Below are 26,794 nucleotides of genomic sequence, written 5' to 3'. Positions count from 1 at the left end.
TTAGCTGTTATTTTTATTATTTTGATATACTTTTTAAATAAGTAGTAATAAATTGATCAATTTCTCCATTCATAACGGCATTAACATTTGCAGTTTCCTCATTGGTTCTATGATCTTTAACCATATTATATGGATGGAATACATATGATCTTATTTGACTTCCCCATCCCATATCTTTAAGTTCCCCAGTTAAATCTTCTATTTTTTCTTTATGAGCTCTTTCTTTAAGCTCTATAAGCTTAGATTTAAGCATAGACATTGCTGTATCCCTATTTGCAAATTGACTTCTTTCATTTTGACATTGAACTATGATACCTGTAGGAATATGTGTAATTCTAATTGCAGATTCAGTCTTATTGACATGTTGCCCACCAGCTCCACTTGCTCTAAATGTATCTACTTTTAAATCTTCTTGTCTTATATCTATATCTTGATCTTTAGTAAGTTCAGGCAATACTTCAATTGATGCAAATGATGTTTGTCTTTTACCATTTGCGTTAAATGGAGAAATTCTTACTAGTCTATGAACTCCCTTTTCAGCTTTAAGGTATCCATATGCAAACTCTCCTTTTACTCTCAATGTTGCACTCTTTATTCCAGCTTCATCACCTTCAAGTAAGTCTAGAGTTTCAACTTTATACCCCTTCTTTTCACACCATCTTGTATACATTCTAAGAAGCATAAGCGTCCAGTCATTAGCATCACTTCCACCAACACCAGCATGTAAACTTAATATAGCATCATTTTTATCATATTCCCCTGATAATAAAAGTTCAATTTTATATTCTTCAATTAGCTTTTCAATATCCCTGATTTCAGAAATAACCTCATTAACTGTTTCCTCATCATCCTCTGCAAGTTCAGCTAATACTTCGACATCATCTAATCTTCTTACAAAACTTTCATATCTATCTATTCTATCTTTAATTCCTTTACTTTCCTTAGTAACTTCTTCGGCTCTTTTAACATCATCCCAAAAACCTTTTTCTTGCATTTGAAGCTCAAGTTCTTGAAATCTTTTTTCTAGGCTTTCCTTGTCAAAGTGAAGCCCCCATTTCTTTTAATGTTTCTTTTAAGCCACTAACCTTTGAAAGTTCTTGTTCTAACTTGATTAACACAAAAATCACCCCTTTGAATTAGTTAAGAGTTTTTAGTTAGTACTCTATTGAGAAAATTCAGCCTAGGCTGAATTTATTTAAATATATATTTAAGAAACTCCCAAAGGAGTTTCCACCTTAACTACTAACTTAATAAAAAAGTGCCCTTTAGGCACTTTTTTATTATGCTTCTCTTCCACAACAATTCTTATATTTTTTTCCACTACCACAAGGGCATAAGTCGTTTCTTCCAAACTTATGATCATTTCTTACTGGTTCTTTTTTTAAGCTCTTATCATCTTCTCCATGACTTGCTGAAGTTTCTTCTGCAACCTTTTCTCTTTCAACTGGTCTTTCAACTCTTACATGGAATAAGAATTTAACTGTTTCAAGCTTAATTCCCTCAATCATTTCTTCAAACATTGCACTACCTTCCATTTGGTATGCTTGAATTGGGTCTTGTTGCTTATATGCTCTTAATCCCATTCCTTGTTTTAAATGATCCATGTTATCTATATGAGCCATCCATTTTTGATCAACAACTCTTAAAAGAACTACTCTTTCAATTTCTCTTAATTGTTCTTCACCAAATTCAAGTTCTTTACCCTTATATATATTCATAACAGTTTCAGTTAGCTTATCTTTTATTTGTTCATTAGATAAATCTGCTAATTCTTGTACAGTTACAATACCGTGTGGTAAACAAATTTCCTCTAAATATTGAAGTAATGTTTTGATTTCAGCTTCTATATCTTGAACGTCTCCACTTAAATGTGAATTAACAGCATCAGATATAACTTCTTGAATCATTCCTTCTATTTGCTCTTTTAAATTCTTACCTTCTAAAACTTCAGTTCTTTGTCTATAAATAACTTCTCTTTGAAGATTCATAACATCATCATATCCAAGAAGGTTCTTTCTTATGTCAAAGTTATTTCCTTCAACCTTCTTTTGAGCATTTTCTATAGCCTTAGTAACCATTTTACTTTCTATAGCTTCAGTTTCTTCAAGACCTAATTTATCAATAATTCCTTGAATCTTTTCTGAACCAAATATTCTCATTAAATCATCTTCTAAAGAAATGAAGAATATAGATTCACCTGGATCCCCTTGACGACCTGATCTACCTCTAAGCTGATTATCTATTCTTCTTGATTCATGTCTTTCAGTACCAAGAACCTTTAATCCACCTGCTTCTCTAACTCCTTCACCAAGCTTAATATCAGTACCTCTACCAGCCATATTAGTAGCTATAGTAACCATACCTAATTCTCCTGCATGAGAAATTATTTCGGCTTCTTGTGCATGATATTTAGCATTAAGCACTTGATGCTTAATTCCTCTCTTCTTTAATAAAGAAGAAATATATTCAGATTTATCAACACTTGCTGTACCAACAAGTACTGGTTGACCCTTTTCATGTGATTTTACTATTTCTTCAACTATAGCTTTATACTTACCAGATTGATTTTTATAAACCATATCTGATTGGTCAATTCTTTGAACTGGTTTATTAGTTGGTATTACTATAACATCAAGATTATATATTTCTCTAAATTCATTTTCTTCAGTTAATGCAGTACCAGTCATTCCTGATAATTTAGCATACATTCTGAAATAATTTTGGAATGTAATTGTTGCTAAAGTTTTTGACTCTCTTTGAATTTTAACATTTTCTTTAGCTTCAATTGCTTGATGAAGACCATCTGAATATCTTCTACCTTCCATAAGTCTTCCTGTAAATTCATCTATTATTACTACTTCATTATCTTTTACCATATAGTCTTTATCAGCCTTCATAGTATAGTTAGCCTTTAAAGCCTGAGTAACATAATGTTGTAATTCTAAGTTTTGAGAATCAGCATAGTTTTCTATTCCAAAATATTTTTCAGCTTTAACTATACCATCCTCAGTTAATAAAACAGCATTAGCCTTTTCATCAACATTAAAATCTTTCTCGTTTACTAGTGTTTTAACAAAATTATCAGCAACATTGTAGAACTTAGTAGACTTATCTCCCATTCCAGAAATAATAAGAGGAGTTCTAGCCTCATCTATTAAAATTGAGTCAACTTCATCCACTATACAGAAGTTAAGATCTCTTTGAACTCTGTCTTCCATATGTATTACCATATTATCTCTTAAGTAATCAAATCCGAATTCATTATTTGTTCCGTAAGTAATATCACATGCATAAGCAGCTCTTCTTTGTTCTGGTGTAATTCCATGAATTATACATCCAGTTGTTAATCCTAAGAAATTATAAAGCACTCCCATTTCTTCCATTTGAGTTTTAGCTAAATAATCATTTACTGTTATAACATGAACACCCTTGCCAGTTAATCCATTTAAATATGCTGGTAAAGTTGCAACTAATGTTTTACCTTCCCCAGTTTTCATTTCAGCAATTCTTCCTTGATGTAAAACCATCCCTCCAAGTAATTGCACTCTAAAATGCTTCATTCCAAGCACTCTGCTTGAAGCTTCTCTACAAACAGCAAATGCTTCTGGTAATAAACTATCTAAAGATTCACCTTTTTGTATTCTCTCCTTAAATTCTACAGTTTTAGCTTGTAATTCTTCATCAGTAAGCTTTTGCATTCCTTCATCTAAAGCTTCTATTTTATCTGCAATTGATTGAAGTTTTTTAACTTCTCTCTCACTATATGTTCCAAAAACTTTTTCTAAAAATCCCATAATGTATTTCCTTTCAACATTAATACTCATAAAAATGAATATAAAATTAAGTAATGGATTTAAACTTTTTATATAATTATTTAATTTATATAAAATTACCCTTCTAATGTTTTACTTAATAAATTATACCATTTATGATATTCATAATTCAACATAAATGTATATAGGTTAAACTCTTTTACTTTTATTTAACATTTAGATGAAAATAAGGAGAGCTTTAATATAGCTCTCCTTATATATAATAAATTATATTCTAAACATAATCAGGCTCTAACAAACCATAATTTCCATCTTTTCTCTTATATATAACATTAATATTTTCTGTATCACAATCTTTAAATACAAAGAAATTATGTTGAACAAGTTCCATTTGTAATATAGCCTCTTCAGTACTCATTGGTTTTATATTAAATCTCTTAACTTTTACTATTTCACCTTCATTATCATCTTCCTCAGATGCAACCTCATCAAAGTTACCAAACCTTAAAGACTCATTATTTCTTCTTTGTAATTTTGTTCTTTGCTTTCTGATTTGTCTTTCAAGTTTATTTTCCACTAAATCTATAGACTTATACATATCATCTGTAGATTCTTCACATCTTAAAACTACGCCATTAAAAGGTATTGTCACCTCAAAAATTTGACTATTCTTTTGAACTGTTAATGTAGCTCTCGCAGTTACATTAGGTTCAAAGTATTTGTCTAGCTTCGAAATCTTCTTTTCTACTATTTCTTTCAATGCAGGTGTTACGTTAATGTTCTTTCCTATTACTGTTACTCTCATAAGGTCAACCCCTCTCTTTAAGTTCTAATTATAATTATTAAGATTTCAATATTTAGTATAGTTATATGTTACCATTTTCAAATTTATTCCACAAGCATTATTTTCTGAATTTACAGAAAATTTAAACTTGTTAACTCTACATAACTCTATTTTCCTTTATTTCTCTTAATATTTAAACAAAATAAAAAAACATCAACTCATACGAATTGATGTTTTTTATATAAAGTTAGCTGACCTGGATTTTGCCCCCACACTCGCCTGCTGGAGCTTTTGCTACCCGGAATTAACCTCTCACTACTAACACTCTCAGTATCTCTACTGGCAGGGCTTACCTCTATACCGCACCATGCTCATTAAAACTTTGTCTAACTTACGTGGATCGTTTCGCCTGCGACTGGCATCGACTTTCATCCACAGACCTAACTTTACATTACTATTATATATTGCTTTTAGCAATTGTCAATACCGTAATTTTATTTGCACCATATTTTAATAAAATATTTTTACATTCATCTACTGTAGCTCCAGTAGTAACAACATCATCTATCAATATAACATGTTTATCCTTTATATCTTTGCTACTTTTTATATTAAAGACTCCTTTAATATTACTTTTTCTTTCATCTTTACTTAAAGTCTTCTGCTCCTTTGTATGCTTTGACTTTATTACACAATTACTAATTGGAATATCTGTATTATAACTAATGTTTCTTGCCATAATTTCACATTGATTAAATCCCCTTTTTCTAATTGCTTTTTTAGTCATAGGAACATAACAAATTACATCAGCATTAATACTCTGATTATTTATTATCTCTAAAATTAAATTTGATAATATCTCTCCAGCAGTAAAATTTTTATTATATTTAAATTCTAAAATTAACTTTTTTAATAATCCTCCATAAAACCCATATGAAATATTAGTTTTATCCTCAACATCACATTTCTTAATTTCAGATTTACAGCAATCACATATCCCTATAAATCCTTCTATTTCACAAAGAATACACTTTTCTTCTATCGGATAAACTATATCTAATAACTCCTGATATATTTTTTTTAATATTTTAAATATTGTCTTTCCCACAAATTTTTATTAAATGATCTCGCCATATTTTTAGCTTTATCCATTTCTTCAGAAACTTCCCTAGATACCATTATTGCTTCTGAATGAATATTACTTTTAACATTAATTGCTGCACACATATATAGTATCTTCTTATATGAATAAAACATATCGTCTGCAAACAACATTATTATATTTACATCAGGAATATTTTTTATATACTGTCCACAATTATTTGTTACTATAAATAAAGCATCACTATAACCATCTATTATTTCTTTAATAAAGCTGAAATCTTGATTTTTACTATAGCGAACTACTCTTATATTTAATTCTTTTAAAATATTGTAATAATGATTATAAACTTTATTTAATTTATCTTCTGAAGGAACCACTATTAAAACAATTCTTTTATTTTCCTTAAACCACCTAAAGTATTCAAATAAGGAAAGTGGAATATCCTGTTCTAATTTTATTCTAGTATTCATTAATCGTGGTTCTATCATCGGTTCTTGTGATGGCATATAATTAATTTCAAATTTTTCTCCAATAGGGAAAATATATTCTGAGGCATACACTATTATTTTATTACAATTCCAATATATATCTTCTATGGCTTCCCTAATGTATTTATTACTAGATTTAGAAAATAAACTTATGTCATCAAATATAACTAAATCATATAAATTGTCTATTTTATTAATTTCATCTATAAAAATAAATTTAATTTTGCTTTCAATTTTTTCTTTTTCTATAGTCTCATTAATATATTCATATAGTTCATTTTGTTTTTCATATGCATATTTTTCTTTTTTGCTACAGAATACGTATAGTATATTACTTTCTCTACCTACAACTTTATTTATTATATTTGAAAAAATTTCAACTGTATTAAAAGGCCTCGTCTTTATTGATAAAACCTTTGTTTTTTTACCATACCATTTATTTATCTTTTTAAAAGTATTACTCAATTCCTTATAATTCATAGTATCAGAACTCCATTATCTATTCTTCTTTTATTTTATCATCAGATACAATATCTACAATTCTTTCTTTTAATGATGAATATCTCTCCATACTATTTGTATTATCTACCATGTATTTTAGTGATTTTTGATTACCTACAACTACAACTAATTCTTTTGCTCTAGTTATACCTGTATACAAAATATTTCTATTCATTAAAAAAGCTGAACCCATAAATGAAGGTGTGATTACAACTTTAAATTCACTACCTTGACTCTTATGAATAGTAATTGCATAAGCTAACTCTAACTCTTCTACATATATATTATCGTATACAATTCTTCTTTCATCATCAAATACAACAGTGACAGTTCTACTTTCCTCACTAATCGATTCAATAAATCCCATATCACCATTAAATACCCCTACACCTTCATTATCGCCATATCCACCTGTTCTATTCCATTTTAAAGAATAATTATTTTTAGTTTGCATTACCTTATCGCCTTCTCTAAAAATTATATCCTTAATATTTCTCTCTTTTTTATTTTTACTAGGTGGATTTAATATAGCTTGAAGCTCATTATTTAAGTTATCTACTCCTAATATTCCTTTCCTAGTAGGAGAAAGAACTTGAATATCTCTTGTTTTATCCCACTTAGGATTAAAAAGGGGTAATCTTCTATTTACTAAATCTAAAATAGTGGACAAAATTTCTTCATTACTTTCTCTATTATCAAAAAAGAAATCTCCACCTTTTTTATTCAAGTATGGCAACTCACCATTATTTATTCTATGTGCATTAGTGATAATCATACTTTCTTTTCCTTGCCTAAATATTTCTTTAAGCCTTACAACCTTAATAAATTCACTATTTATTAAATCCCTTAAAACATTTCCAGGACCTACTGATGGAAGCTGATCAACGTCTCCAACTATGATAACTCTTGTTCCAAGTTTAATAGCCTTAAGTAAGCTATTCATAAGCATTATGTCAATCATGGATGCTTCATCTATTATTATTACATCTCCTTCTAATGGTTCACCTTCACCTTTACCAAAAAATGAATTTTCATCATCGCTTACACCCATTTCTAGTAGTCTATGTATAGTTTTTGATTCTCTTCCTGTTGATTCTGTCATCCTCTTAGCTGCTCTTCCTGTTGGTGCTGCTAAAAGAACTTTCATCCCATTATTTTCATATATCTCTATTATACATTTAATTATAGTAGTCTTACCTGTACCAGGACCACCAGTAATTATCTCTATCCCATTTTCAAAAGCTCCTAGTATAGCCTCCTTTTGAGAATCTGCAAATTCTATATTATTTTTCTTTTCAAAACTAGATATTTCAAAAGAAATATCAGAGTTTATAGTTTGAAAGTTTTCAATACTTAAAGTAATAATTTTATTGGTTACTCCTAATTCACAAAAATAATATGGCAGAGCATACACAGCTTCTACATCATTAATTTTTTCTACTTTTATTTTACCCTCTAATACGCTATTATATATATTTGCTTCTATTAACTCTTTATCTACAACCAAGACCTTTTGACACTCTTTTATTAGCTTATCTTTAGGCATATATGTATTTCCTAAACCTGAAAAATTATTTAAAACATATCTTATTCCACTTTGAATTCTAAAATCCGATACTGGCTCAATTCCTAAGCTTTTTGCAATTCTATCTGAAGTTAGAAAACCTATTCCAGAAATTTCATCACTTAAAATATATGGATTTTTAGATACAATATCTTGAGAATCTGGACCAAATTTTTTATATATTTTTAAGCATTGATTTATTGTTACTCCATGTTTTTGAAAAAACATAATTATATCTTTAAGTTCTTTGCTTTCTAAATATGAATCATAAATAATGTTATACTTCTTTTCACCAATACCTTCAACTTCTTTGAGTCTTTCAATATTATTGTCTAATATATTTAAAGTTTCTTCTCCAAATGCTTTTACTATTTTTTTTGCTGTTACTGGCCCTATTCCATGTATTATGCCTGTGCTTAAATATTTTTCAATTTCCTTAACAGAAGTTGGAAGAAGCTCTTTATATTCTTCTACATTAAATTGTCTTCCAAATTGTTTATGTGTAATCCAATTTCCTTTAACCTCTATTTGTTGACCTTCTTTTAATAACGGCATTATTCCAACAATCGTAACAACCTCTTTATTCGCTGTAATTTTAGCTACTACATATCCGCTATCTTCACTTCTAAAAATTACTGCTTCAACTAAGCCATCTAATATCTCCATATTATCGCTCCAAACATTTTATTTTACTTATTAATATTATATAATTATATCATAAGTGAAATTTTGATTGTTAATTTATACTCTTCTTATTCACTTATAAATTATTTGCTTATAATAAAAAGCTTAAACATCATAGGGAGGTTATTTAATATGTTATTAAAAAACTGTAATATTATTTTTCTAGATAAAATTGAAAAAGGCTCTATATTAATTGAAAACGGTATTATTAAAGAAATAAATCCAAATACTACTTCTTCTGATTCAGTCATCGACTGTAAAGGTTTATATGTAGCTCCTGGATTTATAGACATTCATATACACGGAGCTGGAGGATATGATACTATGGATGGTACATTTGACGCAATAAATGAAATTTCCAAAACCATCTGTAAGTATGGTACAACTTCATTTACACCAACTACAATGACGATGTCAGCAGAAGACATATTAAAATCTATGACTGCAATAAAAAAAGCTAAACTTGAAGGTACAGATGGTGCTCAAGTTTTAGGCGCACACTTAGAAGGACCTTTTATCAGTCCTAATGCCATTGGAGCTCAAAATCCTAACTATTTAATTAAACCAACTTTTGAAAATTTTGAATCTATGACTGGAGATGCAATGGATTCTGTAGTATCAATTACAATGGCACCAGAAGTTGATGGAGCTAAAGAACTTGCTAGTATATTAACCGAAAAGGGTATTCGTTGCTCTATAGGTCATACTAAAGCTACTTATGAAGAAGCAATTGAAGGTATCAAATGTGGCTTCTGTCACTCAACTCATTTATTTAATGCAATGACAGGCTTCACTCATAGAGAACCTGGTGTTGTAGGTGCAACCTTTGATACTGATATTACTACTGAAACTATTTCTGATGGTATACACATATCCTATCCATCATTAAGAATAGCTTATAAACAAAAAGGAACTGATAAAACTTTATTAGTTACAGATGCAATGTGTGCTTGTGGAATGCCAGATGGAAATTATGCCCTAGGAGGACAACCAGTCATAGTTAAAGATGGATCAGCAAGACTTGAGAATGGTGCATTAGCAGGATCAATTTTAACTTTAAATAAAGCAATCAAAAACATATACGAAAATACTGATTATCCTTTATACGAAATAGTTAAAATGGCTTCATTTAACGGTGCTAAATATTGTAGAGTGGATGATAAAAAAGGTCAAATAAAAGAAAATTTTGATGCTGATTTAGTTTTATTCGATGATAATATTGATATTAAAATGACTATCGTAAACGGAAAAATAGTTTATTCTAGTTAAGAGTTTTGAGTTAATAGTTATTACTTTAGGAATAGTTTCATGATAAACTACTAATTTTCTAACTGAGTAAATTTCTTTTCAATCTAATAAAAAAGCGAAGACATGAGTCTTCGCTTTTTTATTATAAGTATTTCTTAATTTCTTCTACTTTATTTAATTGTTCCCAAGGTAAATTTAAATCATTTCTACCAAAGTGACCATAAGCTGCTGTTTGTCTGTATATAGGTCTTCTTAAATCAAGATCCCTTATTATAGCTCCTGGTCTTAAATCAAATACTTTTTCTACAATTCTTGTTATTTCTTCTTCATTTAATTTACCTGTTCCAAAAGTTTCAACTTCTATAGAAACCGGCTTTGCAACACCTATTGCATAAGCCAATTGAATTTCTAACTTATCTGCAACACCAGCTGCAACTAAATTCTTAGCTACCCATCTTGCTGCATAAGCTGCTGATCTATCAACTTTTGTTGGATCTTTTCCTGAGAAAGCACCACCACCGTGTCTTCCATATCCTCCGTAAGTATCAACTATAATCTTTCTTCCTGTTAATCCACTATCACCTTGTGGTCCACCAACAACAAATCTTCCAGTAGGATTAATGTAATATTTAGTTGATTCATCTAATAATTCAGCTGGAATAACATGTTTAATTACATGCTCCATTAAATCTTCTCTTATTTGCTCTTGACTTACATGCTCATCATGTTGAGTTGAAATAACTATTGCATCAATTCTTACAACTTTATTATCATCATACTCAACTGTAACTTGAGTTTTTCCATCTGGTCTTAAATAAGGTAAAGTTTCATTTTTTCTAACTTCAGTTAATCTTCTTGACAATCTATGTGCCATGGCAATTGGTGAAGGCATAAATTCTGGTGTTTCATTAGTAGCATAACCAAACATCATTCCTTGATCTCCAGCTCCTACTGCTTCAACATCATCCTTTGTTCCTGCTCTAGATTCTAAAGCTTCATCAACTCCCATTGCAATATCTCCAGATTGTTCATCAATAGATGTTAATACTGAACATGTATCACAATCAAATCCATATTTAGCTCTATCATATCCAATTTCTCTAATTGTTTTTCTAACTACTTTAGGAATATCTACATAACAAGATGTTGATATTTCTCCCATTACTAGTACCATTCCTGTTGTTACTGCTGTTTCGCAAGCAACTCTAGCTGTTGGGTCCTTTTCTAATATACTGTCTAATACTGCATCCGAAATTTGATCACATATTTTATCTGGATGCCCTTCTGTAACTGATTCTGAAGTAAATAATCTTCTCATTTTGCTTAGCTCCTCTCGTTTTGATATTAATTCTAAGCAATAAAAAAAGCCTCTTGCAAAAAGAAGAGACTATAATTATCTAAGGTCTTTCTTATCTTGCAAACTTAATTGTTCTGCAGGAATTTGCACCACATTAACCTAGTTAATAATTCTTAGTTTATAGTTCATAGTTATAGATGAAATCCTAATAGTTTTCTCTAATCTTAACTATTAACTTTTAACTGTTAATAGGTTGCCGGGTTTCACAGGGCCTTTATCCCTCCACCTCTCTGGATAAGAACTAATATCAAATTTTATTTCTAGAATATTTTATCAATATAATTATACTATGTCAACATTTAATATATTCATAAAAAATAATATGATTATAATTTATTTTTTATAAAATAAAAAAAGCATGGTATAAACCATGCTAATGGTGGGGGAGGACGGATTCGAACCATCGAAACGAAACGTAACAGATTTACAGTCTGCCCCCTTTGGCCTCTCGGGAACTCCCCCATATTTGGAGCTTCATGTCGGAGTCGAACCAACAACCTGCTGATTACAAGTCAGCTGCTCTGCCATTGAGCCAATGAAGCTTATTTGGTGGAAACAACAGGGATCGAACCTGTGACCCTCTGCTTGTAAGGCAGATGCTCTCCCAGCTGAGCTATGCTTCCATAAAACTAAATTTGAAATGGTGGGGGAGGACGGATTCGAACCATCGAAACGAAACGTAACAGATTTACAGTCTGCCCCCTTTGGCCTCTCGGGAACTCCCCCATTTGGAGCTTCATGTCGGAGTCGAACCAACAACCTGCTGATTACAAGTCAGCTGCTCTGCCATTGAGCCAATGAAGCATAATACCAAATTTCAAATTTTCTTTTTTAAGTTGTTAATGGTGGGGGAGGACGGATTCGAACCATCGAAACGAAACGTAACAGATTTACAGTCTGCCCCCTTTGGCCTCTCGGGAACTCCCCCATGTGCTTATTTACAACTTTTTTGTCATTCATTATGTTACTGCCGAACTGACAAGGACTAGTATATAATTAAACCAATTATATTTCAACCCCCATTTTTAATCTTTATAAAAGATTATTCTTAATATACTCTTATTTTCTCTATAATTCTTCTTTTTAATATATAATTCTATTTTTTTATAATAATAAAAATAATACTTTTTTCAAATTTAATAGTAGATTTTTTATTCATTTTTCACCTCATAATTAGTAACAAATTTACCCTCATATAAATATAGTATAAGTACAAGCTTGTTAATTTTAATAAATTTTACATACTTTTATAAATCATCATTGTCCAACTGATACCTTTTCTTTTAAGTTCTTAATATAATTTTTTATAATAAAATTATATTATTGCTTTGTAAATCATATATTTTATATAAGACAAGCTATAATATAATCAAAATTTAAACTTTTAATTTTATTATTAAATTTATTTACTAAATGAATCGAAAAGAAGTTTTCTTTAAAGTAACAAACATTATTTTTTGTTATTTTAAATAGCGAAAAATAATTTCCATATATAAAAATGGGAGGTGAATTATTTGATTAAAAGAAAGTTTAATTATAAATCTAATTTAGCATACTATGAAATTGCTGAATTTATGAGAAAATATATTAATTCTAATAGTATTATAGTATGCATCGGTACTGATAAATGCGTAGGTGATTGTTTAGGCCCACTTGTTGGAACTTTTCTTCAAGAACATAATTTTCCTTTACCTGTATACGGTACGTTAGAAAATCCGATTCATGCATTAAACTTAGATAAAAAACTTATTGAAATCAATAAGCTTCATCCTAATGCTTCTATAATAGGTATAGATGCATGTCTCGGAGATGTAAATTCAATTGGTGAAATACACACTCGTGATTATCCTATCCATCCTGGGAAAGGTGTTGGAAAATCACTTCCCGATGTAGGTATTGCTTCAATAATTGGTATAATAGACTCTAGTGATACTGCTGAATTCTTCACTTCTAGAAGTATACGACTTCATCTTGTTTTCGAAATGGCAAAAGTAATTTCTCATGGATTAATACATGCTTATTATTTAAATTCTATAGTAAACAAATAATGCTAGAAGTTATAACTTCTAGCATTATTTGTTTACTAATATAAATTTAATCTATTAAAGTAATTTCTTTATTAGAAATATTATTGTCCAATTTATCAGCATACTTAAGAACCTCACCTGTTCCCATTGCTACTGCCTCTACTGTGTTACTTGCAATACTAACATTAATACCTGTATTCTCTTCTATAAGTTTATCTAATCCATCTATTAACGAACCACCACCAGTCATTAATATTCCTTTTTCAATAATATCTGCTGCTAATTCCGGTGGAGTCTTTTCTAATACAGATTTTACACTTTCAACAATCATTGATACTGGTTCCATTAATGCTTCTCTTAATTCTTCAGTAGAAATAATAACTTCACCTGGTAAACCAGCAATTAAATTTCTACCCTTAATAGTCGTTGATATGTTCCTTGATCCCTTAAATACAGATCCAACACTAACCTTTAAATCTTCTGAAGTCTTTTCACCAATTAGAAGCTTATACTTCATTCTTACATATCTAGTAATTGCTTCATCAAATTTATCACCTGCGACTTTTATAGACTGTCTAATAACAATACCACCTAATGAAATAACTGCAATATCAGTTGTTCCACCACCAATGTCAATAATCATATGTCCATCTGGTTTCGTAATATCTAATCCTGCTCCAATTGCAGCCGCTAATGGTTCTTCAATTAGATTAACTTTCTTAGCTCCCGAATTCATAGCTGCATCTATTACTGCTCTTTTCTCGACTTCTGTTGCTTCTGATGGAATACAAATCATAACTCTCGGTGCTATAACCCTTCTTTTTCCTAAAGCTTTCTTAATAAAAGCCTTAAGCATTTTTTCTGTAACATCATAATCAGAAATTACCCCATCCTTTAATGGTCTTACTGCTACAATATTACCAGGGGTCCTCCCTATCATCCTTCTTGCTTCCTCTCCAACTGCTAAAACCTTATTATTATTTTTATTAATTGCTACAACTGATGGTTCTTTTAATACTACTCCTTTTCCTTTTACATAAACAAGTACAGTGGCTGTCCCTAAATCAATTCCCAAATCGCTACCGCTTTTCCAAAACCACATTTTATTCACTCCTATATAATAAAATTCAAAATATTTGTTTTTTCTACAAAATTATTCCTTTTTCTATTATATATTTAATGGATTTATCATTCAATAGCTTTATCCTTCATTCGCCTTATATTTCATTTTTGTGGCTTTACCGCCTCTAATATGTCTTTCAGATTTATTTAATTCTAATATTAAATGTGTTTGTTCAGCTATAGCCGGATTAATTTTAGGTAATCTTTCTGTCATATCCTTATGAATAGTACTCTTACTTACCCCAAATACTTTCGCTGTTTTTCTAATTGTAGCTTTTGAATCAATTATATATTGGGCTACCTCTAAAACTCTTTCTTCTATATAGTCTTTCAAGATTATACCTCCTTAATCTCTATTTGATATATTATTTACTTAATCTATAAAAAAAATTCATATTCTCAAACTAATTAAATAATTGTATAAGTATCAACCATAAAAATGGTTGATACTTTAATAAATTATTTCATCTCGAAATAAGCACTTGGATCAACATCTTTTCCATTTGCATCTTGTACTTGAACATTTAATACATCTCCGCAAATTTTTGATGTAAATATACCTGAACTATTTCCTACTGTACCTATTTCAGTACCAGCACTAACAGTATCCCCTGCTGCTACCTTAACATCTTCGCTTAAGTTAGCATATTTTGTTTTTAGCCCATTAGCATGTGCAATAACAACATAAGTTCCATCTGTAGTATTGCTTGATACTTCTTCAACTTTACCCTCTGCAGCTGCCTTAACAGTTGTTCCGACAGCAGCATTTATATCAATACCTCTTCTAGATATATCTTCACTTCTAGTTTCATCTGAATAAGTTCTTACCATTTTTCCAAATTCTCTTGATATAGCTACTTCACCATCTATAGGTAATGATAGAACAATATTACTATCAGTTCCTGCTGAAACATCAACATCAGCTTCTTGCTCTGAGTTATTTTGATTTTCAGAAACAATCGCTTCATTAGTATCATTAGTATCATTATCTACTTCATTAGTAACTTCTTCTTGAGATATTTCATTATCATTTGCTTCTGCTAATTCATCATTGTTTTCTACCCTTTCTGCATTTTGCATATTAAAGTTAGAATCAACCTCTGAAGAATTGCTATCTTGAACATCATTTAAAGATAATTCATTGCTAGTATTGTTTTGCTCCTTAGCAACTGAATTCTTTTTAATAGTAAATGCTGCTACAGTTGCAACTACACATAAACATACTAGTAAAACTAAGTAAAAGCCCTCCTTTCTGAAAAAGTCCTTTACTTTATTTTTTTTATTTTGGTCCATTTCAACACCTCCTGTATTGTATTCTTGCCCCTAAAATTAAATTAATTCAATCTATACTAAATTTTTATTCGTCAAATTTATATATAAAAAAACAAAAAGAGATTTGATAAATCAAATCTCTTCGTGTTTATATAGTATATATTAACCTTATAGGTTAAATTTTAAATTTCCTATATTAATACCCGTATAATAATGCTTTAATATTTCATCATAACTCTTCCCATCCTTAGCCATAACATTTGCCCCCCACTGACTCATTCCAACCCCTTCACCATAGCCTTTACAATTGAATATAATCGTATTATCGCCTATAGAATAATCAAAGTTTGTTGAGTTGAGCCCTAGCAAAACTTTAAAATCAGCTCCTTTAATCACACTATCTCCTACTTTTAATTCAATAACTCCCCCCGACTCACTTCTTGATAATATACTAATACTATCTCTTATATTACTTGAAGTTATGCCAGACTTAGGATATTTATTACTTATTATATAAGCTAAATCACTTAATGTAATTTCCTTAGAACTTTCAAATTTAGATGATTCCTCATCACCTGGGCTATCTACTGATTTAAGATACGGGATTTTTCCCATCCCTAACTCTTCTGCTGACTCGGTCTTTCCAGCACTAACAGCAAAATATAATGGATACATTACCAATTCGCTATCATAAGTTAAAACCATACCTTTTGTATCATCTACTGCATTTTTTATTTTTTCCCAATATCTCTCTCCATTTTCCTCTCCCCATTTCTTAAGGATATCATCCTTTGATGAATAAACCTGACAATGTGCTGAGTCACATATATCTCCTCCATTAGCCTCTGTACATGGATTTATTTTTTTACTAACAACATAGGTTCTAGCTACAATAGCTTGAGCCTTCAATGCTTCAGTTTCAAAGCTAATAGGCATTGTATTTGCAAGTACACCATATACATAATCTTCTAGTTCTATCTCCTCTATTCTATTCTCTAAAGTAATATATACAGAAACAGTACTATTTGTATTAATGTTTATTTCATTGTTTATATCCTCTATCTTATCCACATTATCTACATTGTCCACTTCATCTACTTTGTCTTTAATCTCTGTATTATCTATCTCTTCCTCTACCTTATTATCTTCACTCTTATCCGATTCATTAACATTTATCTTTTCTTTATTAGTTGCATATTTATTAAAATCTATTTTCACATCTGCTTTCATAGTTATTACTGGAATTATTATCATAAACAAAATAATACATATAGCTGTTACTATTACTAACTTAATCGTTGTAAATCCTTTTAAAAAATTTTTACTCATACTCCCTCCATCTTACCAAGGTTACACCTATATATATGTTTTAATCTGTTGAACAATTCCAAATTATCATTATTATTAATTCTTATATTTCTATATAAAATAAAATTAGGAGTCAAAAAAGACCCCTAATTTATTTATGAACTCTATATATTTCTGCTCCAAGCTTTCTAAACTTTTCTTCAATATTAGTATATCCTCTATCAATATGATATATTTCTCCTATCTCCGTTTGTCCATTTGCAACTAATCCAGCTAATATCATTGCTGCTCCAGCTCTTAAATCAGTAGCTTTAACCCCGCATCCAGTAAGAGTAGTTACACCTTCTACTATTGCTATTCTACCATCAATTTTTATATTAGCACCCATTCTTCCTAGCTCTCCAACATGCATAAACCTATTTTCAAATACAGTTTCAGTTATTACACTTACTCCTTTAGTAATTGCTAATAAAGCCATCATTTGAGCCTGCATATCTGTTGGAAAACCAGGATAAGGCATTGTTTTTATATCTACTGGTCTTTTTTCTTTAGTTCCATCAACAATCATCTTTTGTCCATCTATAGTACAGTAAACTCCGCACTCCTTCAACTTTTCAATAGTAGGCATTAAATGTTCTTCATTTACTCCATTAATCGTTATCTTACTATTAGTAATTCCAGCTGCAACCATAAAAGTTCCAGCTTCTATTCTATCAAATATAGGTGTAAATGGTTTTGGTTGTTTCAATTCTGATACACCATGTATAGTTATCTTTCCATATCCAGCTCCTTCAATATTAGCTCCCATACAATTCAAAAATCTTGCTAAATCCCAGATTTCTGGTTCTTCAGCAGCATTTTCTATTACAGTAACTCCTGGTGCTAAAACAGCTGCCATCATAATATTCTCTGTAGCTCCTACAGATGGAAAATCTAAATAAATTCTGTTTCCATGTAATTTATCAATCTTAGCTTCGACATATCCATACCCAACTTCAGATTCTATTCCTAAAGCATTAAAACCTTTTAAATGTAAATCTACAGGTCTGCTTCCAATATTACAGCCTCCAGGCATTGATATTTTACATTTGCCAAACCTTGCTAACATAGGTCCCATAATTAAAAAAGATGCTCTCATTTTTCTAATTAACTCACTATTAGGATCTACTTCTTTTAAATTTTGGGTATTTATTTTTAAATCTCCTGTTATTGAAGAAAATTGCACTTCACAATTTAACTCTCTTAATAAATTAATCAAGACAGTAACATCTTCTAACATAGGTACTTTCTTTAAAATTATTTCGGTTGGATTTAAAATAGTTGCAACTATTATAGGTAATACTGAATTTTTTGCAACACTTATATCAACTTCTCCATGAAGTTCCTTTCCACCTCTAACTATGATTTTTTCCATATTATCCTCCATATTTATTGTTAGTATGTTACGAAAATTATCGGTGTTCCTATAATTAAATATGAACCTGTATCGTACTTAATTTGTCCAATGTTTATATGTTGATTATCTTCAAATGTAGCTTCAGCAACACACCCATTGTTTATATCTAAATATTCATTAACTTTTATATTTAAATTTTTTTCCAAATCATCAATCAAATTTTTATCCTGTGTATTTAGCTTTCCCTTTATAAATGAAAAATACCTTTCATTTATAAAATTATCATTTCTTATTTTCTGTGATAATTTTTTCAATTCTTCCTCTGATTTACTAACATCATTATTAATTAGAATAACTTGAACTTTTATCAAATCATTATATTCACAAATATTAATACTATAATCAATATTTTCACTTTCTGCTGTAATATTATTATTCTCTGTAGAAAGTACTAAAAAATTATTTTCTTCAAAAAATTGTTTTATCCTTAAGTATTCTTTGCATAATTTTTCATCAACTGTATATTCTAATTTAATTCCATTTTGAACAAAATCATAATTATTTATCACATATCCTTCAATCTTACTGAAAGAATCTTCCTTTGATTCACACTTATACTCTTTTCCACCAATAATTAATAGAGAAAAGATTAAAAGAAATACAAAAAATACTTTTTTCATATTGTAATCCCCTGCCCTTCCTCTAAAATTATTGTCCAAACTATTTTTTTTATACATTGCTTTAATATAAATTGTCCAAATGAAATTTCAAAATTCTATTTGGTTAATTCAAGTTACATAAATATATACTGCCACATTGTAGTAAAATAATTTCTCTTAATAATATATATATATTATTAAGCTCTTAAAATAGTTCTCTTTATTCTAAATTTAATATATTTCTCTACTGATTTCGTGTATATATATCATTCTATTCAAATCTAAAAAAAAGGTTATATAAATAATTTTCTATAAAAAAAAATAAGGAAGTCGCTTTTTAGCGATTTCCTTATTTAAATTGCAATCTTGCATTTGCCCTAGCTAATGCTCTCTTTGCTCTTTCTATATCAACATTTTCTTTTTTACTAGTTAATCTTTCTTCTGCTCTCTTAAAAGCCTCTTCCGCACGATTTATATCAATTTCTTCTGGATAATTAAATGAATCACAGCAGAAATTAATCACGTTATCTTTAACATATATAATTCCTGAAGATGTAAATAATTTCTTTATATCACCATTAGCGGTAGTATACACACTTACCGTTGGTATAGCAGCAACTATACTTGGTGCATGATTTGCAAGAAACTCAATTTTACCATTAGGCTCGGTTGTCAATAAACTAATAATTTCCTCTGTTAATACTTCACGCCCAGGAGATACAATGTTAAGTTTTATTGTTTTTCCCATAACTTACATCTCCTATTTCATTTTATTAGCTTTTTCTACAACTTCTTCAATAGTACCTGCAAATAAGAATGCTGATTCAGGTAAATCATCGTATTTTCCTGATAAAATTTCTTTGAATCCTCTTACAGTCTCTTTAACTGGAACATATCTTCCTTGCATTCCTGTAAACTGCTCTGCAACAGTAAATGGTTGAGATAAGAATCTTTGAATTCTTCTTGCTCTTGCAACTACAGCCTTATCTTCATCTGATAATTCATCAACACCTAAAATTGCAATTATATCTTGTAATTCTGTATATCTTTCAAGTATATTTTTTACTTCTGTTGCAACTTCATAGTGTTCCTTTCCAACTATTCTTGGGTCAAGAATTCTAGAAGAAGATTCTAATGGATCAACTGCTGGAAATATTCCTAATGATGATATAGCTCTAGATAATACTGTTGTAGCATCTAAGTGAGTAAATGTAGTTGCTGGTGCTGGGTCTGTTAAGTCATCAGCTGGAACATATACTGCTTGAACTGATGTTATAGAACCATTTTTTGTTGAAGTGATTCTTTCTTGAAGAGCACCCATTTCAGTAGCTAGAGTTGGTTGATACCCAACAGCTGAAGGTATTCTTCCTAATAATGCAGAAACTTCTGAACCTGCTTGTGTAAATCTAAATATATTATCTATAAATAATAATACGTCTTGACCTTGATCTCTAAAGTATTCAGCCATAGTTAATCCAGTTAATGAAACTCTCATTCTAGCACCTGGTGATTCATTCATTTGACCAAATACTAATGCAGTCTTATTTATAACTCCTGAATCCATCATTTCATGATATAAGTCGTTACCTTCTCTAGATCTTTCCCCTACACCTGTAAATACAGAAATTCCACCATGCTCTTTGGCAATATTATTAATTAACTCTTGGATTAATACTGTTTTACCTACTCCGGCTCCTCCAAATAATCCTATCTTCCCACCTTTTTGATATGGTGCAATTAAATCAATTACTTTAATTCCTGTTTCAAACATTTCTGGCTCTAAAGATTGTTCTTTAAAGCTTGGTGCTGGTCTATGTATAGGATATGATTCATCGGATTCTATGGCTCCTTTATTATCTATAGGATTTCCTAATACATTAAATAATCTTCCTAATACATTCTTTCCTACTGGTACAGATATTGGCTTTCCTGTATCTAAAGCCTTCATACCTCTCTTTAATCCATCAGTAGACTCCATTGCTATTGCTCTAACAATATCATCCCCAACATGTTGCTCAACTTCTACAACTAGCTCTCTATCACCCATATCAATTTTAATTTCATTGTATATGTTTGGTAAAGAAGCTTCATCGAACTTTATATCTACTACAGGTCCAATTACTTGAACTACTTTTCCAATTTTACTTTCTGACATACTTCTTCCTCCTTGCTACTTTTGAGCTTCGGCTCCCCCAACAATTTCTGAAATTTCTTGTGTTATAATACCTTGCCTAATTCTATTGAATTTAATATTAAGACTTTGTAATATGTCATTTGCATTTTCTGTAGCTCCATCCATAGCAGTCATTCTAGCACTATGTTCACTAGCTTTTGCACTAAGCATACATGTCTTAAGTTGGCTCTTTAAATACATATCTATTGCATTTTTAAATACAGCTTCTTCATTTGGCTCAATTATATATTGACCTTCTCGAGAAGCTTTCTTTTCTATTGGTAATATTTTAACACTTTTTACCTCTTGTTTAACCGGAGAAATAAATTCTGTATATACTATATTTACTTCAGAAACATCTCCCTTTTCATATAAATATATAGCATCATTATATATTCTATTAATATCTTTAGTAGCAGGCATATCTGGTAAATCTACATATTCAGCATATGTGCTTATTTTATATCTAGAAAGATATGAAATTCCTTTGCTTCCAACAACAACAACTTTTGCTCCGCCACTTTTTTGAACTAAATTGTTTAAATATATAGCTACAGTATTATTATAACCTGCGCATAACCCAGTGTCTGAAGTTAATACAATATAGAGTTTATCTCCATCAAAGCTTTTATAATAAATTGAGTCAAAATCTTCCGGCATACTAGAAACAACTTCACTAATAACTTCTTTGCACAAATTATTATATTGCTCGTTAGCTATAAGCTCTTTTCTTGCTTTTCTGAGTTTTGAAGTGGCAACAAGCCCCATAGCCTTAGTTATTTTTCTAGTACTTTCAACTGACTTCATTCTTCTTTTAATTTCTATAAGTCCCGCTGCGCCCACTGTTTTACCTCCTAAAGAATTGCATAGCTATAAAAAGCTATGCATCTTTTAAAAATTCTTTTTTAAAATCAATTATACATTTTTCAATGTTTTCTTTTAATTCATTTGTTAATTGTTTTTCAACAATAACTTGCTTCAAGACATCTCTATGATGAGTATCCATATATTCTAAGAATTCAGCTTCAAATTTTCTAATATCTTTAACCTTTATATCTGATAAAAAGTCATTTACAGTTGCATACAATATAACTATTTGTTTTTCAACATCCATTGGTTTATATTGATCTTGCTTTAATACTTCTAATATTCTTTTACCTTTTTCTAGTCTTCTCTTAGAATCAGAATCTAAATCAGATCCAAATTGAGCGAATGCTGCAAGTTCTGTATATTGTGCAAGTTCCAACCTTAATGTTCCTGAAACTTGTTTCATAGCCTTAATTTGAGCATTACCACCAACTCTTGATACCGAAATACCTGCATTTACTGCTGGTCTTTGTCCTGTATTGAATAATTCACTTTCTAAGAATATTTGCCCATCTGTAATTGATATTACATTAGTTGGTATATATGCTGTAACGTCTCCAGCTAGTGTTTCTATAATTGGAAGTGCTGTTAATGAACCTCCTCCATTTTCTTTAGATAGCTTTGCAGCTCTTTCTAAAAGTCTTGAATGAATATAGAACACATCTCCTGGATACGCTTCTCTTCCTGGTGGTCTTCTAAGTAATAATGACATTGTTCTATAAGCTACAGCATGCTTAGATAAATCATCATATATTATAAGAACATCTTTACCCTTATGCATGAAATATTCACCCATACTACATCCTGCATATGGTGCTAAATATTGAAGTGGTGCACTTTCTGATGCAGTTCCTGCAACAACAATTGAATAATCAAGTGCTCCCATTTCTTCTAATGTATTAACTATATGTGCAACTGTTGATTGCTTTTGACCAATAGCTACATATATACATATTACATCTTTACCTTTTTGATTTAAAATTGTATCTACAGCGATAGCAGTTTTTCCTGTTTGTCTATCACCGATAATAAGTTCTCTTTGTCCTTTACCAATAGGAACCATAGAATCAATTGCCTTTATCCCTGTTTGTAATGGCTCATTTACTGAAGCTCTGTCTATAATACTTGGAGCTGGAACCTCTATCGGTCTAGTTCCTGCATAGTTTATAGGTCCTTTACCATCAATCTCTTCACCAAGAGGGTTTACAACTCTACCTAAAATTCCTTCTCCTACAGGCACTTCAACAATTCTATTAGTTCTTTTTACTATATCGCCTTCTTTAATTCCTTCTTCAGAACCTAATAAAACACATCCAACATTATCTTGTTCTAGGTTTAAAGCCATCCCAAATACATTATTAGGAAACTCTAAAAGCTCACCTTGCATACAATCATCTAATCCATAAACTCTTGCAATTCCATCACCAATTTGAATTATTGTTCCAGAATCAGAAGTTTTAATTTGATTTTCATATCTTTGTATTTCTTTTTTTATGATAGATGTTATTTCTTCTGGTTTTATGTTCATGCAATCACCTCTATTCCGTAGTAAGCATCAGCTTTCTTAAATCATCTAATCTTGTTCTTACAGTTCCATCAATAACGTCATTTCCTATTCTTACATAAATTCCGCCTAAAATTTCAGGATCTATTATTTTCTTTAATATAATATCTTTATTATACTTCTTTTCTAATTTTTCTACTAAAGCATTATATTCATATTCCTCTAAAGGTATTGTAGTTTTAACAATTCCTTGTAAAACATTTAATCTTTCTAAATGGATTTTCTCCATTTCCTTTAACTTTTCTTTTAAAAATAAAATTCTGTCCTTTTCTATTAATATTAATAAAAATGATAAAAGTTCCTCATCGATTTTACCTTTAAATATGTTAATAAAAGTCTTTTTCTTTTGCTTTGTACCTATTTGAGGATGTTTAATTACTTCTAAAAAATCACTATTATTATCTATAAGATTGCAGATTTCTCTTAAATCTCCAAGATATTCATCAACTTTTCCTTTTTTTTCAGCAACTTCATAAAGTGCAAGGGCATATCTTCGGTCTAAATATTCGTACATATTTATTTACCTACCTCTGAAATAAATTCATCAATTAGAGTTCTATTTTTTTTCTCATCGATATTTTTTTCAATTACTTTTTTAGAAAGTTCTAAAGCTAAGTCTATAGCTTCCTTCTTTAAAGAGTACTCAGCTTTTTCTTTTTCCCTTTCAATTTCTACTTTGGCTCTTTCTATAATTAAATTTGCTTCAGCTCTTGCTTCTTCAACAATTTCATCATATACTTTTTCAGCCCTTTTCTTATGGCTTTCTGTAATAGCCTTTCCTTCTTCTTTAGCCCTTTGAAGTTCTCTTTCATTACTAATAGCAAGATTTCTCGCTTTTTCAAGCTCCATATCTGCATTGTCTAACTTCTCCACTATCTCATTCTCTCTTGCTTCAACTATTAGTTTAACTTTTTCAAAAAAGAAATATTTTAATCCAAAGAATAGAATCAAAAAGTTTACTATAGTGGCTAATATAATACCTGGATTAAATTCCATTATTTGATACCCCCTTCTGGAGTTATTAAAATATTATGCTACTCCTACAAATATTAATAAGATAGATACTAATAATCCATAAATAGCTGTTGCTTCTGCGAATGCTGATCCTATAACTAATGTTGTTGTGATCTTTCCTGTTGCTTCTGGATTTCTTGCAACCCCTTCAACTGCTTTTCCTGTAGCATTTCCTATACCAATACCTGCTCCTAAACCTACTAATACTGCAATACCTGCTCCTAATGCTCTCATTCCTATTTCATTCATTTTTAATTTCCTCCTTTTAATTATGTTCTGATACTATCTTAATGTTTATCATTGTTAACATTACAAAAATAATTGCTTGAATACCACCATCAAATATATCAAAATACAAATGTAATGGGATTGGTATAACAAGTTGTGCAAACCATGCTATCTTTTCTAAACTTTCATAAACAAGTTCTATTATAAAAGTAGCTGCTAACATATTACCAAAAAGTCTTAAAGATAGAGATATTGGAAGCATTACTCTCTCCAATATTGTAATTGGTAATATGAAAGATACTGGTTCTAAATATCCTTTAAAATATCCTCCAATGCCATTCTTTTTAATAGCATATCCTTGAACCATTACAAATGATATTAAAGCTAAAGTTAATGTAACACTAAAGTTTTTTGTTGGTGGTGATATTCCGACTAGACCTGTAAAATTCATTACTAGCACAAATATCCCTAAAGTTCCTATGAAAGGAACAATTCCTCTAAAATCTTCTCCAACATTACTTACTACAGCATTATTTAACATGTTATAAATCCATTCAACAATAGTTTGCTTTTTAGATGGTCTTATTTTCATATTTCTAGTAGACCACCAAGCTAAAGCTAAAATTAATAAAACAATTACTAATTGCACTATTGCCTCTGGTTTTATATCAATTGCTATTTTGCCTAAGTAAAAAGAAAATATAGCTTTTGATGGTTCCATCTATTCACTTCCCTTCTGCACTTTTATAGTAGTTATTACTAGTATTATATAATGTATAAAAAATCCTAATAAAAAGACTAATAAATTAATTATTTTATTAGAAAAGATTACTGCTATAAAAACTATAGTAATAATTCTCATTAGATAACTTAACGGATATAAAATTGCTTTATTTTTTTTAGGATTATTTATGAATTTCTCAGTTATTTTTGCTGAAATAATAAAATTCAGCATAGAAATTATTAATCCAAGAAATAAAATTAATCCAATTTTACATTTTCCTACCAAAGCTAATAATAAAAATAAAACAACTCCAGTTATAAAATCATTACTTGCTACAGATTTTACTATAAACTTTAGATCTTTAGCCATTTTAATCTCCTAGTAAATAACTTATTTGGGAGCTAGAATCTTATCTTATTCCTATATAAAAACTAATTGTTATATCTTTATATGTATGTATTTATTTATACAAATGAGCTCTTATCTAGGAATACTCTTACGTTATTTTTAGACACTGTCCCTGTTGACATTAGCTAATTATATACCTAGTTCTAAATTAATAAAAACCTCATTTTTACTTATTTTTTACAATTAATCGTTAAAATAGCCTGTTATTATATAATATTTCATAAATGCTCAACTAAAATCTTTTTTTTGAGCTTTTTAAATTATTTTTGCAATTAATTTTACAATCTTTCATTTGTTTAAATTTTCATAATATTTATTTTTTTATTCCTATTCATTCTGATAACGTTTCATACTTTTATTTTGTTACTTTTTGATAATATTATTACTATTTTAAAAATTTTTTTAACTTTTTTTATCATTTTATAATTATTAATAAGGTATTCTGTATATTTATTTAGTTTTTTATGAATAATTGCTTTACACTTTATTCATTATTTTTTAAAATTTTTATTATTTTTTATTCTAATA

Annotated in this window: 24 protein-coding genes, 6 tRNA genes and 1 riboswitch; of the genes, 2 read left to right on the top strand and 28 right to left on the bottom strand. The window is 29.6% G+C overall.

Annotated elements, in window-relative coordinates:
* Positions 1–16: 16 nt before the first annotated feature.
* From prfB to recD2, 6 genes are all read right to left on the bottom strand, one after another.
* Positions 17–1,118, bottom strand: a protein-coding gene (gene prfB / locus TY07_RS10995; protein WP_198133995.1) for a peptide chain release factor 2 whose coding sequence is annotated in 2 segments (ribosomal slippage) — positions 17–1,039 and positions 1,041–1,118 — 1,101 coding nt in all. Because the reading frame shifts where the segments join, the coding sequence is not laid out codon by codon here.
* 162 nt (positions 1,119–1,280) lie between these two features.
* Complete coding sequence (secA, locus tag TY07_RS10990; RefSeq protein ID WP_042399544.1) at positions 1,281–3,794, bottom strand: preprotein translocase subunit SecA; 2,514 nt, start codon at positions 3,792–3,794, stop codon at positions 1,281–1,283.
* Between the two features lie 253 nt (positions 3,795–4,047).
* A complete protein-coding gene (gene hpf, locus TY07_RS10985; protein WP_042399543.1) occupies positions 4,048–4,578 on the bottom strand; it encodes a ribosome hibernation-promoting factor, HPF/YfiA family in 531 nt (176 codons plus the stop codon).
* 436 nt (positions 4,579–5,014) lie between these two features.
* The gene (locus tag TY07_RS10980; RefSeq protein ID WP_042399541.1) at positions 5,015–5,665 is read right to left on the bottom strand and encodes a ComF family protein; all 651 of its coding nucleotides are present in this window, start codon (positions 5,663–5,665) and stop codon (positions 5,015–5,017) included.
* Positions 5,638–6,630 (bottom strand): hypothetical protein, encoded by a 993-nt coding sequence (locus TY07_RS10975; RefSeq protein WP_042399539.1) that lies wholly within the window; start codon positions 6,628–6,630, stop codon positions 5,638–5,640. Before TY07_RS10975 ends, TY07_RS10980 begins: the two co-directional genes overlap by 28 nt.
* Before the next feature lie 19 nt (positions 6,631–6,649).
* On the bottom strand, positions 6,650–8,881 hold the full coding sequence (recD2, locus tag TY07_RS10970; protein ID WP_042399538.1) for an SF1B family DNA helicase RecD2: 2,232 nt from the start codon (positions 8,879–8,881) through the stop codon (positions 6,650–6,652).
* Between the two features lie 150 nt (positions 8,882–9,031).
* Between recD2 and nagA the strand changes: the two genes are divergently transcribed.
* Positions 9,032–10,168: an N-acetylglucosamine-6-phosphate deacetylase gene (nagA, locus tag TY07_RS10965; protein WP_042399536.1), complete on the top strand. Its 1,137-nt coding sequence runs from the start codon at positions 9,032–9,034 to the stop codon at positions 10,166–10,168.
* A 121-nt stretch (positions 10,169–10,289) separates the two neighbouring features.
* Here the strand turns inward: nagA and metK are convergent, their stop codons facing one another.
* The 7 genes from metK to TY07_RS10930 form a co-directional block, all read right to left on the bottom strand.
* Positions 10,290–11,465: a methionine adenosyltransferase gene (metK, locus tag TY07_RS10960; protein ID WP_042399534.1), complete on the bottom strand. Its 1,176-nt coding sequence runs from the start codon at positions 11,463–11,465 to the stop codon at positions 10,290–10,292.
* 88 nt (positions 11,466–11,553) lie between these two features.
* A riboswitch (SAM riboswitch) is annotated at positions 11,554–11,745 on the bottom strand.
* Positions 11,746–11,881: 136 nt separating this feature from the next.
* A tRNA-Tyr gene (locus tag TY07_RS10955) sits at positions 11,882–11,966 on the bottom strand.
* Positions 11,967–11,971: 5 nt separating this feature from the next.
* Positions 11,972–12,046: transfer RNA gene (locus TY07_RS10950), tRNA-Thr, on the bottom strand.
* A gap of 5 nt (positions 12,047–12,051) precedes the next feature.
* Positions 12,052–12,127: transfer RNA gene (locus TY07_RS10945), tRNA-Val, on the bottom strand.
* 18 nt (positions 12,128–12,145) lie between these two features.
* Positions 12,146–12,230 (bottom strand) — tRNA-Tyr (locus TY07_RS10940).
* A 3-nt stretch (positions 12,231–12,233) separates the two neighbouring features.
* Positions 12,234–12,308 (bottom strand) — tRNA-Thr (locus TY07_RS10935).
* Positions 12,309–12,347: 39 nt separating this feature from the next.
* A tRNA-Tyr gene (locus TY07_RS10930) sits at positions 12,348–12,432 on the bottom strand.
* Positions 12,433–13,018: 586 nt separating this feature from the next.
* Between TY07_RS10930 and yyaC the strand changes: the two genes are divergently transcribed.
* Positions 13,019–13,552, top strand: coding sequence for a spore protease YyaC (gene yyaC, locus TY07_RS10925; protein WP_042399531.1), 534 nt, complete (start codon positions 13,019–13,021; stop codon positions 13,550–13,552).
* Positions 13,553–13,598: 46 nt separating this feature from the next.
* On the opposite strand, the gene mreB is transcribed toward yyaC, so the two are convergent.
* The 15 genes from mreB to TY07_RS10850 form a co-directional block, all read right to left on the bottom strand.
* The gene (gene mreB / locus TY07_RS10920; RefSeq protein WP_042399528.1) at positions 13,599–14,633 is read right to left on the bottom strand and encodes a rod shape-determining protein MreB; all 1,035 of its coding nucleotides are present in this window, start codon (positions 14,631–14,633) and stop codon (positions 13,599–13,601) included.
* A 99-nt stretch (positions 14,634–14,732) separates the two neighbouring features.
* Complete coding sequence (gene spoIIID / locus TY07_RS10915; protein WP_042399526.1) at positions 14,733–14,987, bottom strand: sporulation transcriptional regulator SpoIIID; 255 nt, start codon at positions 14,985–14,987, stop codon at positions 14,733–14,735.
* Positions 14,988–15,112: 125 nt separating this feature from the next.
* Positions 15,113–15,946 (bottom strand): M23 family metallopeptidase, encoded by an 834-nt coding sequence (locus tag TY07_RS10910; protein WP_042399523.1) that lies wholly within the window; start codon positions 15,944–15,946, stop codon positions 15,113–15,115.
* 147 nt (positions 15,947–16,093) lie between these two features.
* A complete protein-coding gene (gene spoIID, locus TY07_RS10905) occupies positions 16,094–17,254 on the bottom strand; it encodes a stage II sporulation protein D (RefSeq protein WP_052330699.1) in 1,161 nt (386 codons plus the stop codon).
* A gap of 130 nt (positions 17,255–17,384) precedes the next feature.
* Positions 17,385–18,647: a UDP-N-acetylglucosamine 1-carboxyvinyltransferase gene (murA, locus tag TY07_RS10900; RefSeq protein ID WP_042399520.1), complete on the bottom strand. Its 1,263-nt coding sequence runs from the start codon at positions 18,645–18,647 to the stop codon at positions 17,385–17,387.
* A 20-nt stretch (positions 18,648–18,667) separates the two neighbouring features.
* Positions 18,668–19,309, bottom strand: coding sequence for a hypothetical protein (locus TY07_RS10895; protein WP_042399517.1), 642 nt, complete (start codon positions 19,307–19,309; stop codon positions 18,668–18,670).
* Between the two features lie 328 nt (positions 19,310–19,637).
* Positions 19,638–20,036 carry an ATP synthase F1 subunit epsilon gene (gene atpC / locus TY07_RS10890; protein WP_042399514.1) on the bottom strand — a complete coding sequence of 133 codons (399 nt, stop codon included), beginning with the start codon at positions 20,034–20,036 and terminating at the stop codon, positions 19,638–19,640.
* 12 nt (positions 20,037–20,048) lie between these two features.
* Positions 20,049–21,443, bottom strand: coding sequence for a F0F1 ATP synthase subunit beta (atpD, locus tag TY07_RS10885; protein ID WP_042399511.1), 1,395 nt, complete (start codon positions 21,441–21,443; stop codon positions 20,049–20,051).
* A 15-nt stretch (positions 21,444–21,458) separates the two neighbouring features.
* Entirely contained in the window at positions 21,459–22,304 is an 846-nt protein-coding gene (gene atpG / locus TY07_RS10880) for an ATP synthase F1 subunit gamma (protein WP_042399508.1), read from the bottom strand.
* A 37-nt stretch (positions 22,305–22,341) separates the two neighbouring features.
* Positions 22,342–23,856, bottom strand: coding sequence for a F0F1 ATP synthase subunit alpha (gene atpA / locus TY07_RS10875; RefSeq protein WP_042399505.1), 1,515 nt, complete (start codon positions 23,854–23,856; stop codon positions 22,342–22,344).
* A gap of 10 nt (positions 23,857–23,866) precedes the next feature.
* On the bottom strand, positions 23,867–24,406 hold the full coding sequence (locus TY07_RS10870) for a F0F1 ATP synthase subunit delta (protein WP_042399503.1): 540 nt from the start codon (positions 24,404–24,406) through the stop codon (positions 23,867–23,869).
* A 2-nt stretch (positions 24,407–24,408) separates the two neighbouring features.
* Positions 24,409–24,888, bottom strand: a complete 480-nt coding sequence (locus tag TY07_RS10865) for a F0F1 ATP synthase subunit B (protein WP_042399500.1) — start codon at positions 24,886–24,888, stop codon at positions 24,409–24,411.
* Positions 24,889–24,921: 33 nt separating this feature from the next.
* Complete coding sequence (gene atpE / locus TY07_RS10860; protein ID WP_042399498.1) at positions 24,922–25,155, bottom strand: ATP synthase F0 subunit C; 234 nt, start codon at positions 25,153–25,155, stop codon at positions 24,922–24,924.
* 16 nt (positions 25,156–25,171) lie between these two features.
* Positions 25,172–25,855 carry a F0F1 ATP synthase subunit A gene (locus TY07_RS10855; RefSeq protein ID WP_042399493.1) on the bottom strand — a complete coding sequence of 228 codons (684 nt, stop codon included), beginning with the start codon at positions 25,853–25,855 and terminating at the stop codon, positions 25,172–25,174.
* The gene (locus TY07_RS10850; RefSeq protein WP_042399491.1) at positions 25,856–26,227 is read right to left on the bottom strand and encodes an ATP synthase subunit I; all 372 of its coding nucleotides are present in this window, start codon (positions 26,225–26,227) and stop codon (positions 25,856–25,858) included.
* Between the last annotated feature and the right edge of the window lie 567 nt (positions 26,228–26,794).

The sequence above is a fragment of the Clostridium saudiense genome, from assembly GCF_000577815.1.
GTDB classification, from domain to species: domain Bacteria; phylum Bacillota; class Clostridia; order Clostridiales; family Clostridiaceae; genus Clostridium; species Clostridium saudiense.
This window is presented reverse-complemented; position numbering and strand designations above follow the sequence as displayed.